This window comes from Stutzerimonas balearica DSM 6083 (genome assembly GCF_000818015.1).
Lineage (GTDB): Bacteria > Pseudomonadota > Gammaproteobacteria > Pseudomonadales > Pseudomonadaceae > Stutzerimonas > Stutzerimonas balearica.
Genome location: NZ_CP007511.1, coordinates 1,750,626 through 1,767,915 on the forward strand (window position 1 = coordinate 1,750,626; position 17,290 = coordinate 1,767,915).

Genomic DNA, 17,290 nt, shown 5'->3' on the forward strand with positions numbered 1-17,290 from the left:
CTGCCACGGAAGGCTTTCATGCGTCTGAAAAGCATCAAGCTCGCAGGCTTCAAGTCCTTTGTCGATCCCACCACCGTGAGCTTCCCGAGCAACATGGCGGCGGTGGTCGGGCCCAACGGCTGCGGCAAGTCCAACATCATCGACGCGGTGCGCTGGGTAATGGGTGAGAGCTCGGCGAAGAACTTGCGCGGCGAGTCGATGACCGACGTCATCTTCAACGGCTCCAACACCCGCAAGCCGGTGACCCAGGCCAGCATCGAGCTGATCTTCGACAATGCCGACGGCAGCCTGACTGGCGAATACGCGGCGTTTGCCGAGATTTCCATCCGCCGCCGGGTGACCCGCGACGGGCAGAACACCTATTTCCTCAACGGCACCAAGTGCCGTCGCCGTGATATCACCGACATCTTCCTCGGCACCGGCCTTGGCCCACGCAGCTATTCGATCATCGAGCAGGGCATGATTTCCCGGCTGATCGAGGCCAAACCCGAAGATCTGCGGCATTTCATCGAGGAAGCGGCGGGCATCTCCAAATACAAGGAGCGTCGCCGCGAGACCGAGAATCGCATTCGCCGCACCCAGGAGAACCTGGCACGCCTGACTGACTTGCGTGAAGAACTCGAACGGCAGCTCGAACGGCTGCATCGTCAGGCGCAATCGGCGGAGAAATACCAGGAGTACAAAGCCGAGGAGCGCCAGCTCAAGGCCCAGCTGGCCGCATTGCGCTGGCAGGCATTGAACGAGCAGGTCGGCGGGCGTGAGCAGGTCATCGGCAATCAGGAGGTTGCCTTCGAAGCGCTAGTAGCCGAGCAGCGCAGTGCCGATGCCAGTATCGAGCGGTTGCGCGACGGCCATCACGAACTCTCCGAGCGCTTCAACCAGGTGCAGGGGCGCTTCTATTCGGTGGGGGGCGACATCGCCCGCGTCGAGCAGAGTATTCAGCATGGCCAGCAGCGTTTGCGCCAGCTGCAGGATGATTTGCGCGAGGCGGAGCGGGCCCGGCTGGAAACCGAATCGCACCTGGGGCATGACCGCACGTTGCTGGCGACGCTTGGCGAAGAGCTTGCCATGCTCGAGCCCGAGCAAGAGCTGGCCGCTGCGAGTGCGGAGGAGGGCGCTGCACAGCTCGAGCAGGCCGAAGCAGCGATGCAGAGCTGGCAGGAACAGTGGGATCGCTTCAACCAGCAGAGCGCCGAGCCGCGTCGGGTAGCCGAGGTGCAGCAGGCGCGTATCCAGCAGCAGGAGCAGAGCCTCGAGCGCCTCAGCGAGCGGCAGCGTCGGCTCGACGAGGAGCGTGTTCAGCTGGCGGCTGATCCGGAAGATGCGGCAATCCTGGAGCTGGACGAACAGCTGGCGCTCGGCGAGCTGCGCCTTGAAGAGCTGGCGGCTGCCGAGCAGGTGCTCGACGAGCAGCTCGAGACCCTGCGCGGCGAACTCGACGAACTCGGCAACACCCAGCAGCGAGCCACGGGTGAGCTGCAGCGCCTGGAAGGCCGCATCGCGTCGCTCGAGGCGCTGCAGCAGGCGGCGCTGGAGCCGGGCAAGGGCGTCGCCGAGTGGCTGAGCAATCAGCAACTGTCCGAATCCAGCCGGTTGGCCGAGCAGCTACGTGTCGAGGCCGGTTGGGAGGTCGCCGTCGAGACGGTGCTCGGCGCGGATCTGCAGGCCGTGGTGCTGAATGATCTGGGCGCGCTCGATTTCGCCACGTTCGCCGAAGGCGAGCTGCGCATCGCAACGGGCGCTCCGGCCGCGAAGCAGCGGGGCAGCCTGCTCGACAAGGTCGAGGCGGGTATCGATCTCTCGCCCTGGCTGGGTGCTGTCCGCCCGGTCGAAACGCTCGAGCAGGCGCTGGCCGGGCGTGCCTCGCTTGCCGAAGGTGAAAGTCTGGTTAGTCGTGATGGCTACTGGGTCGGGCGCCACTTCCTGCGGGTTCGCCGCCCCGAGGATGCCTCTGGCGGCATCCTCGCGCGCGGTCAGGAGTTGGCCGCGCTCGTCGATGAACGCGAGGAGCGGCTGCGCGCGCTGGACGATATCGAGCGACGCCTGGCCCAGGGGCGCCACGAGCTGTCCGAGCGTGAAGCGGCGCGCGAGCGGCAGCGCCGTCTGCTGCAGGACGAGGCGCGCCAGCAAGGCGAACTGAAGGCGCAGCGGTCCGCTCGCCAGGCGCGCGCAGAGCAGCTACTGGAGCGCCGTCAGCGCCTCGAGACGGAGCTTGCCGAGCTGGCAGAGCAACGTGCGATCGAGACCGAGCAGCTCGGCGAGGCGCGTCTGCTGCTGCAGGACGCGCTCGATGCCATGGCCAGCGATAGCGAGCGTCGGGAAGAGCTGCTAGCCAGCCGTGACGACATCCGCGAGCGCCTCGACCGGGTGCGCCAGGATGCTCGCCAGCACAAGGATCATGCGCACCAGCTCGCCGTGCGGGTGGGCTCGCTGCGTGCCCAGCACGATTCGACCCGCCAGGCGCTGGAGCGGCTGGAGCTGCAATTCGAGCGGGCGGTCGAGCGACGCGAACAGCTGAACCTCAACCTGGAGGAGGGCGAGGCTCCGCTCGAAGAGCTACGCATGAAGCTCGAAGAGCTGCTCGAGCGGCGTATGGCCGTCGAGGACGAGCTGAAGCTGGCGCGGCTTGCCCTCGAAGACGCGGATCGTGAACTGCGTGATGCCGAAAAGCGCCGGACTCAGGCCGAACAGCAGGCGCAGCTGTTGCGTGGTCAGCTGGAACAGCAGCGGCTGGAGTGGCAGGCCCTCACCGTTCGCCGCAAGGCCTTGCAGGATCAGCTGCACGAGGATGGCTACGACCTGCATGGGGTACTCGCCACGTTGCCCGCCGATGCGGGGGAGGCGCAATGGGAGGCGGGGCTGGAACAACTGGCGCAGCGCATTCAGCGCCTCGGGCCGATCAACCTGGCGGCGATCGACGAATATCAGCAGCAGTCCGAGCGCAAGCGCTACCTGGACGCGCAGAACGACGACCTGGTCGAGGCGCTGGAGACGCTGGAAAACGTCATCCGCAAGATCGACCGCGAGACGCGCAATCGCTTCAAGGAAACCTTCGAGCAGATCAACGCCGGCCTGCAGGCGCTATTCCCCAAGGTGTTCGGCGGTGGCACGGCCTATCTGGAACTTACCGGGGAAGATTTACTCGATACCGGGGTAGCGATCATGGCGCGGCCGCCAGGCAAGAAGAACAGCACCATCCACCTGCTCTCCGGGGGTGAAAAGGCGCTAACGGCGCTGGCCCTGGTGTTCGCGATTTTCCAGCTGAATCCGGCGCCGTTCTGCATGCTCGACGAAGTGGACGCGCCGCTGGATGACGCGAACGTCGGTCGCTACGCCCGGTTGGTCAAGGAGATGTCCGAGAAGGTGCAGTTCATCTACATCACCCATAACAAGATCGCCATGGAAATGGCCGACCAGCTGATGGGCGTGACCATGCACGAGCCGGGTTGTTCGCGTCTGGTCGCCGTCGACGTGGAGCAAGCCGTGGCGTTGGCAGAGGCCTGAGGTTGGCTTGGAGTCTGGAAGCGTTTTGCAACGGCCCACGGCTATAAAAGAGAACTGGCGCACGGTGCAAATCTGCCGTTCGTCGTGCTAGCTTAGAGAACATTTTTTGCGATGCGCGAATGCGGCTGGAATGCCTGATATTTCGCGTCTTTATCATCGGATTCAGGGGTAAGAGGATTAATGGATATCGGTCTGCGCGAGTGGCTGATCGTCATCGGCATCATCGTCATCGCCGGGATACTCTTTGACGGCTGGCGCCGCATGCGCGGCGGCAAGGGCAAGCTGAAATTCAAGCTGGACCGCAACCTCGCCAATCTTCCGGACGTCGATGACGACTCCAACGAACTGCTCGGCCCGGCGCGGGTCGTCAATCGCAACAACGAGCCCCAACTGAACGAGACCGATCTGCCTGCCGTCAACGCGCGCGAGGGCATCCGTGAGCCGGCCGCCAAGCGCCGCCACAAGGAGCCGCGTCAGGGTGATCTGCATTTTGCGGCCGAAGAGCCGGTGCCAACCTTGCTCGACCCCGTGGTCGGGGAGGACGACGAGTCCGAGAAGGAGCCGGAAGTCGCGCGGGATCAGTCTCCGGTCGAGGAAGTCCTGGTGATCAACGTGCTCGCGCGCGATCCGGGCGGCTTTCGTGGGCCGGCCTTGCTGCAGAACATCCTCGAGAGCGGGCTGCGTTTTGGTGAAATGGACATCTTCCATCGTCACGAAAGCATGGCGGGCAATGGCGAGGTGCTGTTCTCGATGGCCAATGCCGTCAAGCCGGGCACCTTCGACCTCGATGACATCGACCATTTCACCACTCCGGCCGTGAGTTTCTTCCTTGGCCTGCCTGGGCCGCGACATCCCAAACAGGCTTTCGATGTCATGGTCGCGGCGGCCCGCAAGCTTGCCTCGGAGCTCAACGGCGAACTCAAGGACGACCAACGCAGCGTATTGACCGCTCAGACCATCGAGCACTATCGCCAGCGTATCGTGGAGTTCGAGCGCCGACAGATGACACTCAAGCAACGCTGAGTAACTCCCTCGCACCGGGCCTAGCGCCCGGTGCCGCGTTTGCCGGGCCGGCTCGCCCCGGCCGATCATTCGGCGCTACATCCCTGGAGCGGCCCTTCAGCCCAGCGGCCGCTGCATCAGGACGCTTTTCCGAGTCGGCTCCAGCCCGCCGATCCTATTGGTCGGGGCGCCTGTCACCGTTGCGCTGTCGTGTTCCCCGCCCTGTTGCCTATGCCCGATCAGGTGCCCGCAGACCTGCCTTCCCGGTCGCATTCGGCTAGAATCCGACGCCTTTCCCTATCAACCAAGGCGCGCTGATGCGGTCTGAATCAGCACAGCCCCAGTCACGGCTCCGTCCTATGCCTTCCGCTCAAACCGCCGCCGAGCGCATCGCCGAACTGCGCAGCGAAATCGACGCCCACAACTACCGCTATTACGTGCTCGACGAGCCGAGCGTGCCTGACGCCGAATATGATCGCCTGTTCAACGAACTGAAGGCGCTAGAGGCCGAGCACCCCGAGCTGGTAACGCCGGAGTCGCCGACCCAGCGCGTTGGTGGGCAAGCCCTTGCGGCGTTCGGCCAGGTGCGCCACGAAGTGCCGATGCTGAGTCTGGGCAACGCCTTCGAAGAGCAGGACCTGCTCGACTTCGATCGCCGCGTGCGCGAGGGGCTGGACCTCCCGGCTGGCGATCTGTTCGGTGGCGGCGCAGAGGTCGAATACAGCTGCGAACCCAAGCTCGACGGCCTCGCGGTCAGCCTGCTGTACGAAAATGGCGTGCTGGTGCGTGGTGCCACCCGCGGCGATGGCAGCACCGGGGAAGACATCACCGCCAACGTGCGTACCGTGCGCAACATTCCGCTGAAGCTGCAGGGCCGTGGTTGGCCTGCCGTGCTCGAGGTGCGGGGGGAGATCTACATGCCCAAGGCCGGCTTCGAAGCGCTCAACGCGCGTCAACTGGAGGCCGGCGGCAAGACCTTCGCCAACCCGCGCAATGCGGCGGCCGGCAGCCTGCGGCAGCTGGACGCCCGAATCACCGCCAGCCGCCCGCTGGAGCTCTGCGCTTACGGCGTCGGTCGCAGCGACGGCGAGCTGCCGGACACCCATATCGGCATCCTCGAGGCGCTGAAAGGCTGGGGGCTGCCGATCAGCCGCGAGCTGAAGCTGGCCCGAGGCGTCGCCGAGTGCCGTGCCTATTACCAGGCCATTGGCGAGAAGCGCGACGCGCTGCCTTATGAGATCGACGGCGTGGTGTTCAAGGTCAATGCCACGGCGCAGCAGCGAGAGCTGGGCTTTCGTGCGCGCGAGCCGCGCTGGGCGATCGCCCACAAGTTTCCGGCTCGTGAAGAGATTACCGAGCTGCTGGACGTCGAGTTCCAGGTCGGCCGCACCGGCGCCATCACGCCGGTGGCCCGGCTCAAGCCCGTGCAGGTGGCCGGCGTCACCGTATCCAACGCGACTCTGCATAACATGGACGAAGTGGCGCGGTTGGGCGTGATGATCGGTGATACCGTCATCGTGCGTCGCGCTGGGGATGTGATCCCGCAGATCCTTGGCGTCATTGCCGAGCGCCGCCCGGCCGACGCGCGCGCCGTGCAGGTGCCCGAGCGCTGTCCGGTGTGCGGGTCGGCAGTCGAGCGCACCCAGCTGATCAAGCGCAGCAAGGGTCGCGAGTCGGTGAGCGAGGGCTCGATCTACCGCTGCGTCGGCCGGCTGGCCTGTCAGGCGCAGCTGAAGCAGGCGATCATCCACTTCGTCTCGCGCCGCGCGATGGATATCGATGGCCTGGGCGACAAGATCGTCGAGCAGCTGGTCGATCGAGGGCTGGTCACATCGCCGGCGGATCTGTACTGCCTCACCCAGGAACAGGTCATCGAGCTCGATGGCTTCGCCGAAACCTCCACGCGCAACCTGCTGAGCGCTATCGACGCCAGCCGTAAGCCGGCGCTCGCCCGGTTCATCTATGCGCTGGGCATTCCTGACGTCGGCGAGGAAACCGCCAAGTTGCTGGCGCGGGCTCTCGGCTCGCTGGAGCGCATCAGTCGTGCGCTGCCCGATGTGCTCGTCTATCTGCCGGACGTCGGCCTGGAAGTGGCCCACGAGATCCACAGCTTTTTCGCCGACGCGCACAATCGCCAGGTCATCGCCCAGCTGCGCGAGCGCGGCGTGCAGCTGCAGGAGGAGGGCGAGGTGCATCCGGAGTTCGCCGCCTGCGCGACGCTCGCTGACCTGCTCGACCGGCTGAATATTCCCTATATCGCCCGCACCGGTGCGCAACGCCTGGCTGAGCGCTTCGGTAGCCTGGAGGCGATTATCGCCGCCGACTGGCTCGACTTGCGCCAGGTCGAACGCCTCAACGAAAAGGCCGCGCGCGCCCTGCGTGACTATTTCGACAACGCCGAGAACGCCGAGCGCGCCCGCGCCATCGAGGCGCAGCTACGCGAGTTCGGCATGCACTGGCAAAGCGAGAAGAAAGCGGCCGAGGGCCTGCCATTGGCCGGGCAGACCTGGGTGCTGACCGGCACCCTGGAAAGCATGAGCCGCGACGAGGGCAAGGCGCGCTTGGAGGCCCTGGGGGCAAAGGTTGCTGGTTCCGTTTCGGCCAAGACGACGTGCGTGGTCGCCGGGCCGGGTGCGGGCTCCAAGCTCGCCAAGGCGAATGAACTCGGTGTGACGGTGCTCGACGAAGCGCAATTCCTCGAGCACCTCGCTCAGCTTGGTTCATAGCGCGCCAGCATAAGCCCATCCCAGCGACCCTCGCCGCCAAAGCCGCTCCGGACTGTTTCGCTGAAGCTGTAGGAGCGGCCTTTGCCGCGAATGCTCTCCGAGGCCCGTCAGCACTCAACGATCTTCCTTCCTGCCACCTAAGCAAACCGCTTCCGCCATCTCCCTAAAGTTTTCCCCGCTCCACCCGAAAAACTGGTCAAGCAAGTCCGCAGTACGGATGCGCTGGCGTAGCGGTGGTGCGGTACCGGGCCCACGAAAAAATTCGAACCTGCCCTAAAGCCAACCCAAACGGCGCCGATAAAAGGAAAGAATGCGAACTCGATGGGTGCCTGGGCACAAGCCGGCCCGGAGTCGCAAGCTCAGGCAACCAAAGTAACTAGCGCCCTTGGAGGCAAACACCATGGCTCTTACTGTCAATACCAACATTGCTTCGCTGAACACCCAGCGTAATCTCAGCAACTCGTCCAATGCGTTGCAGACCTCCATGCAACGCTTGTCTACCGGTAGTCGTATCAATAGTGCGAAGGATGATGCTGCGGGTCTGCAAATCGCCAACCGCCTGACTAGCCAAATAAGCGGCTTGGGTGTGGCGGTTAAGAACGCTAACGATGGCATCTCCATGGCTCAGACTGCCGAAGGTGCGATGCAGCAAAGCACGAACATCCTTCAGCGGATGCGGGATCTCTCGCTTCAAGCAGCCAACGGTTCCAACGATAGTGCTGATCGTGGAGCCCTGCAGAAAGAAGTTGCGCAATTGCAACAAGAAATGGATCGGATTGCTGAAACTACCGTATTCGGCGGCCGCAAGTTGCTTAACGGAACCTTTAGCGGGGTTCAGTTCCAAGTGGGGTCAAATGCGAATGAAACCATTGGTTTCAGCATTGGGTCAGCGCGGGCTGAGGATCTTGGTAGGGTTAACGCTCTTTCGTTTGCTGGACTGGACTCTAGTAATGTCGCGAGTGGCAGCACTGGCGGAATCGCTACGCAAGATCTTACATTCAAAGTCGATAATCGCGAGAGCACGGTATCCTTAACAGCTGGCGCAAGCGCCCGTGATGTTGCTGATGCAGTCAATGCTGAGGTAGACGGTGTAACAGCCAAAGCGACTACTGTAGCTCAAGTTGGATTCGCAGATATTGCGGGAGGTACAGACGGAGCCGATCCAGCTGACGACGTTGAAGTCTCGATGAGCTTCAAAATTAACGGCATAACGTTGTCCAATATCGGCAATGCTGATGGTATGACCGGCGCGGAGCAAGCTGAAGCGCTACAAAAAGCCATTCAGTCTGAATCTAGATTGTCTGATTTGCAGGTTTCTATCGATGGAACTGATCCTACAAAACTTAATATCACTGACAGTACAGGTAAAAATATTTCAGTTGAGCTTGCTGGCCAAACAGGGGTAGCAGCAGTAACCCTGGATTCGATGCAATCGGATGCGGCTGGTGTGTTGACCGGCACTGGCGCGGCTCAAGATTTGATTACTGCTGGTGATGAGGCTGGCGTGGTAACGGGGCACGTATCATTTACGGCGACAGCTGGTGCTGTAAGTGTAAAAAGCAGCGTTAACGCTAATAATGGATTGGGTACTTTGGGGACCACCGAAGTCGTTGGGACGCTGACTGACTCTGGAAAGCGGGTCTCTACGATTGATATCTCGACAGTAGATGGCGCGCAGTCTGCTATTGATGTTATCGACGCAGCGCTGGCTTCGATTGATGACACCCGAGCAAATATGGGTGCGGTACAGAATCGCTTCGAAAACACTATTTCAAATCTGCAAAACATCAGCGAAAACGTTTCTGCAGCCCGTGGCCGTATTCAGGATACCGACTTTGCCGCCGAAACCGCGAATCTGAGCAAGAACCAGATTCTGCAACAGGCTGGTACTGCGATCCTGGCCCAGGCCAAGCAGCTGCCGCAGGCCGTTCTCAGCCTCCTGCAGTAAGCCCAGGCGCAATGGATGGGGTGGCGCGCCACCCCATCGATTCATTGAGAGGTGAGTCATGGACGTCGCAAGAGTAGCGGCACCCCTCGCGTCAACCTCCTCGAGCACTGCGATGCCCAGCCCCCGTCAGGAGGCTGGGTTTTCGTTGTTGCAGGGTGAAGGTGGTTTTGGCAAGGCGCCACAGAACGTAGATGTAAACGAAGCAGTAGAGCGAATTCGCACGCAGGTGCAGACTTTGCAGCGCGATTTGAACTTCAGTGTGGATGACTCCACCGGTCAAGTAGTGGTGCAGGTGCTGGATGGTGACTCGGGCAAGGTAGTGCGGCAGATTCCGTCGGAGGATATTCTGCGCTTGGCCGAGCGCCTGGATGAAATGCGCAGCCTATTGTTCGAGGCTAAGGCTTAGCGGCACGTTTCTTGTTTGGTTGCTGATCGAGATACGGACGTGTGGTTTATTTGACGAGGTGAAGCTATGGCGGGCGTAACAGGCATCGGTTCCGGAATCGATATCGACAGTATCGTTGCGAGTATGGTCGCTGCTGAGCGTGCTCCGAAGGAAAGCCAGCTTGCAACCCTCGAGAAAAAGACCACCACGCAAATCACAGCGATTGGCGCCCTTAAAGGCGCAATAAGTGACTTCCAGGCCGCGCTGGGTGCTTTGAACAAGCCAAACCTGTTCCAGGCGCGCTCGGCTACGTCCAGTAAGTCCGATCTGGTAGGTGTTACGGCGGCAACTACTGCGGGAGCTGGCAGCTATCAGCTGGAGGTCAAGTCCCTGGCGAGTAGCAGCAAGGTGGCATTGCAGCCGTTCACCAATACTGCCGAGGCGCCCGCTACCTTTGGCGGTGGCACGCTGACGTTCAAGGTGGGCGACGAGAGCCTTTCGGTCACCGTGGACGACGCCAATAACACGCTGGTGGGCATCCGCGATGCAGTCAATGCGAGTGGCAAGGAAGTTGGGCTCACTGCCACCATCGTTACAGATGATGCGGGTGCGCGACTGGTGCTCAGCAGTGCCAGTACCGGGACAGGTGAAGATATAACGGTCGAAGGCAAAACAACGAATGCCGGGATGGGAAGCCTCTCGCTTGAAGCTTTGAAATTTGATGGCTCGATCGTCGAACCAAAGCTGAGCGATTTTGAAAACGATCCGCAAGGATATGAGTCGGCAATGGCCCTATACCGGGAAGGCCCCATGACCCTTTCCAAGGCGCAAAGCGCGCAGATTTCTGTTGATGGTCTGTTGATCACCAGTAAGACAAACAAAGTAGACAGCGCTATCGAGGGCGTCACGCTCGACCTCAAGGCCAAAACGGCCGCCAACGAGCCCTTGACCATCACAGTGGCGGAAGACAAGGTTGGGGTCAAAAAGCAGATTCAGTCCTTTGTCGACAGCTACAACAAGCTGATCGGTGTGATCAATGCGCAGACGAAGGTCACAGCGGTTGGTGATGACAAGGCGCCGCTAACGGGGGCCTTGGTTGGCGATGCCACAGCGCGCACCTTGCTTAACACGATTCGCAACGAGCTGGTTAATGTGCAGAGTGATGGCGCCATACGCGCGCTGACGGACATCGGCATCACCACACAGAAGGACGGTACGCTGGCCATCGATAGCACCAAGCTGGACAAGGCGATGGCTAACAACTTCGCGGAACTGCCGGCGCTGTTTACTGGAGAGCAGGGGCTTGCCACACGACTGGATAACAAGCTCAAGCCTTACACCGAAACCGGGGGGATTCTCGAGCAGCGCAACAAGGCTATGACCGAGACGATCTCCAAGATCGATGACCAGAAGGAAGACCTGACGCGCCGCATCGCTTCGCTACAGGAGCGGTTGTACAAGCAGTTCAACGCCATGGACACCCTGGTCGGCCAGTTAACCAATACTTCCAACAGCCTTCTGGCTTCGTTGGAAAATCTGCCTTGGGCCGCGAGCAATTCGAAAAAATGACGGCTTCAACAGAAATAAAAAACCGCCTTCGGGCGGTTTTTTATTTCTGTTCGATGTTCAAGTCTGGCGCGCCCTGACCGATAAACAGATCATGCGATTGATGTGATGAGGGTTTCTTCCAATGAATGCTATGGCAGCAATGCGGCAATATCAGCAGGTCGGCGTAAAAGCGCAGGTTACCGAGGCCGACCCGCATCGTCTGATCCAGATGCTGATGCAGGGCGGGCTCGACCGAATTGCCCAGGCTCGTGGCGCGATGCTGCGCCAAGCGTATGCGGAGAAAGGTGTGCTGATTGGTAAGGCAATCAACATCGTTGGCGGGTTGCGTGACGTGCTGGACAAGGAGGCCGGGGGTGAGCTGGCTGAGAATCTCGAACGTCTTTACGAATATATGACGATGCGCCTGTTCGAGGCCAGTCGCCATAATGACGTTGGCAAGCTCGACGAAGTGGCATCGTTGCTGTCAGAGGTCAAGAACGGTTGGGACGCCATCGGGCCCAACGCCTAAGTTGGCTCGGGATTGCAAAAAGCGCTGGCATTGCCAGCGCTTTTTTTGTTCGCTCGCTAATCTGTCGGCCAATAACTGGGTGTTAGCGATACTCGCAGAGATACGCAGTATCTACGGCGACCTTTAGCTGGAACTTGCTATTGGCGGGAACTGTAAACTGAGTTCCAGCAGCAAATGTCCGATAATCCTCGGCATCGGGCAGCTTCACATCCAGGCTGCCGGCAATAACGTGCATGACTTCCAGTTGGCTCGTACCGAATTCGTACTCACCTGGTGCCATTACGCCAACCGTGGCAGGGCCTTCGACCATATCGAACGCGATGGATTTGACGGTGCCATCGAAGTACTCGTTAACCTTGAACATGCTGATACCTTGCATGAGTTAAAAATGGGTGGCCAGTATGCCCAAGCGTCCGAACGTCGTCACCTGGCCAGGCGGTTCGATCTCGGTAGAAAAGGGCGTCGCGTAACGAAATGTCAGCGAGGGGTGCGTTCGGCGTGACCGCAAACTAATATTTCGTTCGTGATTCGGTCAGGAGTAGTCAATGGAGTGTCGTTCCGGATGCGGGGCATGTTGCATCGCTCCTTCCATCAGTTCGCCTATACCTGGCATGCCACAAGGCAAACCCGCAGGGGTGCGCTGTGCTCAGCTTTCGGCGCAGTTCCGCTGCCTGATTTTCGGCGATGCTGAAAGGCCGGCGGTGTGCTCGGCTTTCCAGGCCGAGCCGGCAATTTGCGGTCAGGACCGCGAAGATGCTGTGCGGATTCTTGGTTGGCTTGAACAAGCCACGGCCTGACCGGTCCGATTCGCATACAACAAAAAGGTGAAGCATGAATTTGAAAGGTTGCGTTGTGGGTGCCTTGCTGATGTTGCCGCTGCTTTCCGTGCAGGCCGCCGAAGGCTGGGAGCTGGCCAAGGAGGAGGATGGCGTCAAGGTCTATTTGCAGACGGTCCCGGGTTCGAAGTACAAGGCTTATCGCGGCGTCGCGATGATGGATACGGATGTCGCAACACTCAAGAAGCTCCAGGAAGACGTCGGCGGCGCCTGTGCGTGGATCCACGAGTGCAAGGAGCAGAAGCTGCTCAAACAGGAGGGAAGCACAGCGGTAACCTATACCCGTTTCAATACCCCCTGGCCAGTCACTCCGCGTGACTCCGTGGTTCAGGTAACGGAAAGCAAGCTCAAGAACGGCGGGCTGCGCCGTGATCTGAAGGGGCTTCCCCAGTACCTTCCGGAAGAGGATGGCTATGTTCGTGTGAGCGAAGTGGAGGGCTTCTGGGAGATGAATCCGCAACCCGGCGGTGAAGTCGAGGTGGTCTATCAGGTGCACACCGAGCCGGGTGGTAGCGTGCCGTCCTGGCTGGCCAACAAGTTCGTGGTCGAGGCGCCTTTGAACACCTTGCGTAACCTGCGCGAGCGCGCCGAAAAGCGTTGAGTGTGCCCGTAGGAGAAAAAGAAGGCTGCCCTAGGCAGCCTTCTTTCTTAAACCAGCCTGTTTTAGCGCGGCAGATCGCGCTTGGCGGGGCCGGTGTAGAGCTGACGCGGGCGGCCAATCTTCTGGCCCGAAGCGATCATTTCCTTCCAGTGGGAAATCCAGCCGACAGTCCGCGACATCGCGAAGATGACCGTGAACATGCTGGTAGGAATGCCGATGGCCTTGAGGATGATGCCCGAGTAGAAGTCCACGTTCGGGTACAGGTTGCGCTCGGCGAAGTAGGGGTCGCTCAGGGCGATCTCTTCCAGCTTCATCGCGAGTTCGAGCTGCGGATCGTTGATGCCCAGCTCGCCCAGAACCTCATCGCAGGTCTGCTTCATGACCTTGGCGCGCGGGTCGAAGTTCTTGTACACGCGGTGACCGAAGCCCATCAGCTTGAACGGATCGTTCTTGTCCTTGGCCTTGGCCAGGAACTTCTCGATGTTGGACACGTCGCCGATCTCGTCCAGCATGGTGAGTACGGCTTCGTTGGCGCCGCCGTGAGCCGGGCCCCACAGCGCGGCGATGCCGGCGGCGATACAGGCGAACGGGTTGGCGCCGGTCGAGCCCGCCAGGCGGACAGTCGAAGTAGATGCATTCTGCTCATGGTCAGCGTGGAGGATGAAGATCCGATCCATCGCCTTGGCCAACACCGGGCTGATCGGCTTAACCTCGGCCGGGGTGTTGAACATCATGTGCAGGAAGTTTTCTGCATAGTTCAGGTCGTTGCGCGGATACATCAGCGGCTGACCCATGGAGTACTTGTAGACCATCGCGGCGATGGTCGGCATCTTCGCGATCAGTCGATGCGCGGAGATTTCACGATGCTGCGGATTATTGATATCCAGCGAGTCGTGGTAGAAGGCGGAAAGTGCACCCACGATGCCGCACATGACAGCCATCGGATGAGCATCGCGGCGGAAGCCGTTGAGGAACGTCTTTAGCTGCTCGTGAACGATGGTGTGGTTCTTGATGGTGTCGACGAACTTGGCTTTCTGCTCGACGGTGGGCAGCTCGCCATTGAGCAGCAGGTAGCAGGTTTCCAGGTAGTCGGATTTCTCGGCCAGCTGCTCGATCGGATAGCCACGATGCAGCAGGATGCCCTGGTCACCGTCGATGTAGGTGATCTTGGATTCGCAAGAGGCGGTGGACATGAAGCCCGGATCGAAGGTGAAGTGACCCGTGGAGGTCCCCAGGCTTCGTACATCTATAACGTCAGGCCCTACGGTACCGGAATAAACGGGCAGTTCGACGGGGGCGGCGCCCTCGATGATCAACTGCGCTTTCTTGTCAGCCATGCATGGCCTCCTGTTTTGTGCTTGGAATCATCATGGCCCCCCACGCAGGGCCCGCATCACTATAGTGTGATAAATCGCAAAGTCAATTTGCGCAGAGCCTCGCTGCAGAGGGGGTTCGGGGGTGTCTGTGCAGCGCTGGGCTGACTGTTTACGGCATTTATATAGGGGTCGCCATCAGCCTTTAGTGGCACTTCACCACATTGTGCTTAGTGACCTAACTGTTTATACTCCGGCACCGACCGGCAGGGGCCTTACAGGCGGAAATCTGTAGGTTGTCACTCGTGGGTAGCGGGTACTGCTGCGTACTCTTCCCAACAACTTTGCCCTGCGCTCTGGGGCTCTCAAGTGTGAAAAGAAGCCGTGAAAAGCCAACGACCTGTAAACCTAGATCTTAGGACAATAAAACTCCCAATCACTGCTTACACGTCGATTCTCCACCGTGTATCCGGTGTCATCCTGTTCATCGGTATCGCGCTCATGCTGTTCGCGCTCGATGCATCGCTGTCTTCGCCAGAAGGCTTCGATGAGGTGCGAGGCTACCTGAGCAGCCCATTGGCCAAGCTGATTGTCTGGGCGCTGCTTTCGGCGCTTCTCTATCACTTGGTCGCTGGCATTCGCCACCTGGTGATGGATACGGGTCACGGTGAGACGCTCGAGGGCGGCAAGCTGGGCTCGAAGATCGTCATCATCGTTTCTGCGGTACTGATCGTTTTGGCGGGAGTGTGGATATGGTAACCAACGTCACCAACTTCTCGCGTTCAGGTCTGTATGACTGGATGGCGCAGCGTGTGTCGGCAGTCGTGCTGGCGGCTTATTTCCTGTTTCTTCTCGGATACCTGATTGCCAACCCAGGGTTGGAATTCGCTCAGTGGCGCGAGCTTTTTTCGGCCAACTGGATGCGCATCTTCAGTCTGCTGGCGCTGGTTTCGCTTAGCGTGCATGCATGGGTCGGTATGTGGACGATTTCCACTGACTACCTGACCAACATGGCGATCGGTAAGTGGGCTACCGGCGTGCGTTTCCTGTTCCAGGCGGTGTGTGGCATTGCCATGTTCACCTTCTTCGTCTGGGGCGTACAGATTCTGTGGGGTATCTGATTCATGGCTAACATTCGTACGCTTTCCTTCGATGCCATCATCGTTGGCGGTGGTGGCGCCGGTATGCGCGCTGCGCTGCAGCTCTCCCAGTCGGGGCATAAGACCGCCGTGGTTACCAAGGTCTTCCCGACCCGTTCGCACACCGTGTCTGCTCAGGGTGGCATCACCTGTGCGATCGCCTCTGCCGACCCGAACGATGACTGGCGTTGGCACATGTACGATACCGTCAAGGGCTCCGACTATATCGGTGACCAGGACGCGATCGAATACATGTGCTCGGTCGGCCCGGAAGCCGTGTTCGAACTCGAGCACATGGGCCTGCCGTTCTCCCGTACCGAAACCGGTCGCATCTACCAGCGTCCGTTCGGCGGTCAGTCCAAGGACTACGGCAAGGGTGGCCAGGCTGCCCGTACCTGTGCCGCTGCCGACCGTACCGGCCACGCGCTGCTGCACACCCTTTATCAGGGCAACCTGAAAAACGACACCACCTTCCTCAACGAGTGGTATGCAGTCGACCTGGTGAAAAACCAGGATGGCGCAGTGGTCGGTGTCATCGCCATCTGCATCGAGAATGGCGAAACCGTCTACATTCGCTCCAAGGCCACGGTTCTGGCCACCGGCGGTGCCGGCCGTATCTACGCATCGACCACCAACGCCCTGATCAACACCGGTGACGGTGTCGGCATGGCGCTGCGCGCCGGCGTACCGGTGCAGGACATCGAGATGTGGCAGTTCCACCCGACCGGTATCGCTGGTGCCGGTGTGCTGGTAACCGAAGGTTGCCGCGGTGAAGGTGGTTACCTGATCAACAAGCACGGCGAGCGCTTCATGGAGCGTTACGCGCCGAACGCGAAGGACCTGGCTGGTCGCGACGTCGTGGCACGCTCGATGGTCAAGGAAATCCTGGCGGGTAACGGCTGTGGCCCGGATGGCGACCACGTGATGCTGAAGCTGGATCACCTGGGCGAGGAAGTGCTGCATAGCCGCCTGCCAGGTATCTGTGAGCTGTCGAAGACCTTTGCTCACGTTGATCCGGTCGTTGCACCGGTGCCGGTTGTTCCGACCTGCCACTACATGATGGGTGGTATCGCCACCAACATCCATGGCCAGGCGATTACTCAGGACGCCAACGGCAACGACAAGATCATCGACGGTCTGTTCGCGGTGGGCGAAGTGGCCTGCGTATCCGTACATGGCGCCAACCGTCTGGGTGGCAACTCGCTGCTCGACCTCGTGGTGTTCGGTCGTGCTGCCGGTCTGCACCTGGAGAAGGCGCTGAAGGAAGGTATCGAGCACCGCGGTGCGAGCGAAACCGACCTCGACGTGGCCCTGGCTCGTCTTGCAGGCGTGAACGAGCGGACCACTGGCGAAGACGTTGCGCCGCTGCGCAAAGAGCTGCAGAACTGCATGCAGAACTACTTCGGCGTGTTCCGTACCGGCGAGTACATGCAGAAGGGTATCGCTCAGCTGTCGGATCTGCGTCAGCGCATTGCCAACGTCAAGATCGCCGACAAGAGCCAGGCGTTCAATACCGCGCGTATCGAAGCGCTCGAGCTCCAGAACCTGCTCGAAGTGGCCGAGGCGACTGCCGTTGCGGCTGAGGCGCGCAAGGAGTCCCGCGGCGCCCATGCCCGTGAAGATTTCGAAGAGCGTGATGACGAGAACTGGCTGTGCCACACCCTGTACTTCCCCGGCGAGAAGCGGGTAGGCAAGCGTGCCGTGAACTTCGCTCCGAAGACCGTTCCGGCATTCGAGCCGAAGGTCCGGACTTACTGAG

General features: G+C 60.5%; 14 protein-coding genes. 12 read left to right on the plus strand and 2 right to left on the minus strand.

Translation table 11 applies throughout. The features are described from left to right. Nucleotides 1-18 precede the first annotated feature (18 nt). From smc to fliS, 7 genes are all read left to right on the plus strand, one after another. The gene (gene smc, locus CL52_RS08090) at nucleotides 19-3,504 is read left to right on the plus strand and encodes a chromosome segregation protein SMC (protein WP_043219699.1); all 3,486 of its coding nucleotides are present in this window, start codon (nucleotides 19-21) and stop codon (nucleotides 3,502-3,504) included. Nucleotides 3,505-3,684: 180 nt separating this feature from the next. Then, the gene (gene zipA, locus CL52_RS08095; RefSeq protein WP_043219702.1) at nucleotides 3,685-4,527 is read left to right on the plus strand and encodes a cell division protein ZipA; all 843 of its coding nucleotides are present in this window, start codon (nucleotides 3,685-3,687) and stop codon (nucleotides 4,525-4,527) included. Nucleotides 4,528-4,865: 338 nt separating this feature from the next. Further along, nucleotides 4,866-7,232: an NAD-dependent DNA ligase LigA gene (gene ligA / locus CL52_RS08100; protein WP_043219704.1), complete on the plus strand. Its 2,367-nt coding sequence runs from the start codon at nucleotides 4,866-4,868 to the stop codon at nucleotides 7,230-7,232. Nucleotides 7,233-7,632: 400 nt separating this feature from the next. Next, nucleotides 7,633-9,180 (plus strand): flagellin, encoded by a 1,548-nt coding sequence (locus CL52_RS08105; protein WP_043219705.1) that lies wholly within the window; start codon nucleotides 7,633-7,635, stop codon nucleotides 9,178-9,180. A gap of 112 nt (nucleotides 9,181-9,292) precedes the next feature. After that, entirely contained in the window at nucleotides 9,293-9,586 is a 294-nt protein-coding gene (locus tag CL52_RS08110) for a flagellar protein FlaG (RefSeq protein WP_043219707.1), read from the plus strand. A gap of 66 nt (nucleotides 9,587-9,652) precedes the next feature. Further along, nucleotides 9,653-11,134 (plus strand): flagellar filament capping protein FliD, encoded by a 1,482-nt coding sequence (gene fliD, locus CL52_RS08115; protein ID WP_043219708.1) that lies wholly within the window; start codon nucleotides 9,653-9,655, stop codon nucleotides 11,132-11,134. Between the two features lie 121 nt (nucleotides 11,135-11,255). Continuing rightward, complete coding sequence (fliS, locus tag CL52_RS08120; protein ID WP_043219712.1) at nucleotides 11,256-11,642, plus strand: flagellar export chaperone FliS; 387 nt, start codon at nucleotides 11,256-11,258, stop codon at nucleotides 11,640-11,642. A gap of 82 nt (nucleotides 11,643-11,724) precedes the next feature. Here the strand turns inward: fliS and ppnP are convergent, their stop codons facing one another. Further along, a complete protein-coding gene (gene ppnP, locus CL52_RS08125) occupies nucleotides 11,725-12,006 on the minus strand; it encodes a pyrimidine/purine nucleoside phosphorylase (RefSeq protein ID WP_043219715.1) in 282 nt (93 codons plus the stop codon). Between the two features lie 181 nt (nucleotides 12,007-12,187). Here ppnP and CL52_RS20605 point away from each other — a divergent pair, with 181 nt between their 5' ends. Continuing rightward, complete coding sequence (locus tag CL52_RS20605) at nucleotides 12,188-12,439, plus strand: YkgJ family cysteine cluster protein (RefSeq protein WP_074519838.1); 252 nt, start codon at nucleotides 12,188-12,190, stop codon at nucleotides 12,437-12,439. Between the two features lie 70 nt (nucleotides 12,440-12,509). Continuing rightward, nucleotides 12,510-13,079 (plus strand): START domain-containing protein, encoded by a 570-nt coding sequence (locus CL52_RS08130; protein ID WP_235366403.1) that lies wholly within the window; start codon nucleotides 12,510-12,512, stop codon nucleotides 13,077-13,079. A 62-nt stretch (nucleotides 13,080-13,141) separates the two neighbouring features. On the opposite strand, the gene gltA is transcribed toward CL52_RS08130, so the two are convergent. Next, nucleotides 13,142-14,416, minus strand: coding sequence for a citrate synthase (gene gltA / locus CL52_RS08135; RefSeq protein ID WP_041105321.1), 1,275 nt, complete (start codon nucleotides 14,414-14,416; stop codon nucleotides 13,142-13,144). Nucleotides 14,417-14,776: 360 nt separating this feature from the next. Here gltA and sdhC point away from each other — a divergent pair, with 360 nt between their 5' ends. Genes sdhC through sdhA form a run of 3 tightly spaced genes read left to right on the plus strand, consistent with a single transcriptional unit; the run spans nucleotide 14,777 to nucleotide 17,289 of the window. After that, the gene (sdhC, locus tag CL52_RS08140) at nucleotides 14,777-15,151 is read left to right on the plus strand and encodes a succinate dehydrogenase, cytochrome b556 subunit (RefSeq protein ID WP_041105322.1); all 375 of its coding nucleotides are present in this window, start codon (nucleotides 14,777-14,779) and stop codon (nucleotides 15,149-15,151) included. Beyond that, nucleotides 15,145-15,513, plus strand: a complete 369-nt coding sequence (gene sdhD, locus CL52_RS08145; RefSeq protein ID WP_043219721.1) for a succinate dehydrogenase, hydrophobic membrane anchor protein — start codon at nucleotides 15,145-15,147, stop codon at nucleotides 15,511-15,513. Before sdhC ends, sdhD begins: the two co-directional genes overlap by 7 nt. Before the next feature lie 3 nt (nucleotides 15,514-15,516). Then, entirely contained in the window at nucleotides 15,517-17,289 is a 1,773-nt protein-coding gene (gene sdhA, locus CL52_RS08150) for a succinate dehydrogenase flavoprotein subunit (protein ID WP_041105325.1), read from the plus strand. Nucleotide 17,290: the final 1 nt, after the last annotated feature.

Coding starts and splice junctions, on each gene's coding strand:
- smc (WP_043219699.1), top strand. CDS start 19: ATGCGTCTGAAAAGCATCAAGCTCGCAGGCTTCAAGTCCTTTGTCGAT.
- zipA (WP_043219702.1), top strand. CDS start 3,685: ATGGATATCGGTCTGCGCGAGTGGCTGATCGTCATCGGCATCATCGTC.
- ligA (WP_043219704.1), top strand. CDS start 4,866: ATGCCTTCCGCTCAAACCGCCGCCGAGCGCATCGCCGAACTGCGCAGC.
- CL52_RS08105 (WP_043219705.1), top strand. CDS start 7,633: ATGGCTCTTACTGTCAATACCAACATTGCTTCGCTGAACACCCAGCGT.
- CL52_RS08110 (WP_043219707.1), top strand. CDS start 9,293: ATGCCCAGCCCCCGTCAGGAGGCTGGGTTTTCGTTGTTGCAGGGTGAA.
- fliD (WP_043219708.1), top strand. CDS start 9,653: ATGGCGGGCGTAACAGGCATCGGTTCCGGAATCGATATCGACAGTATC.
- fliS (WP_043219712.1), top strand. CDS start 11,256: ATGAATGCTATGGCAGCAATGCGGCAATATCAGCAGGTCGGCGTAAAA.
- ppnP (WP_043219715.1), bottom strand. CDS start 12,006: ATGTTCAAGGTTAACGAGTACTTCGATGGCACCGTCAAATCCATCGCG.
- CL52_RS20605 (WP_074519838.1), top strand. CDS start 12,188: ATGGAGTGTCGTTCCGGATGCGGGGCATGTTGCATCGCTCCTTCCATC.
- CL52_RS08130 (WP_235366403.1), top strand. CDS start 12,510: ATGTTGCCGCTGCTTTCCGTGCAGGCCGCCGAAGGCTGGGAGCTGGCC.
- gltA (WP_041105321.1), bottom strand. CDS start 14,416: ATGGCTGACAAGAAAGCGCAGTTGATCATCGAGGGCGCCGCCCCCGTC.
- sdhD (WP_043219721.1), top strand. CDS start 15,145: ATGGTAACCAACGTCACCAACTTCTCGCGTTCAGGTCTGTATGACTGG.
- sdhA (WP_041105325.1), top strand. CDS start 15,517: ATGGCTAACATTCGTACGCTTTCCTTCGATGCCATCATCGTTGGCGGT.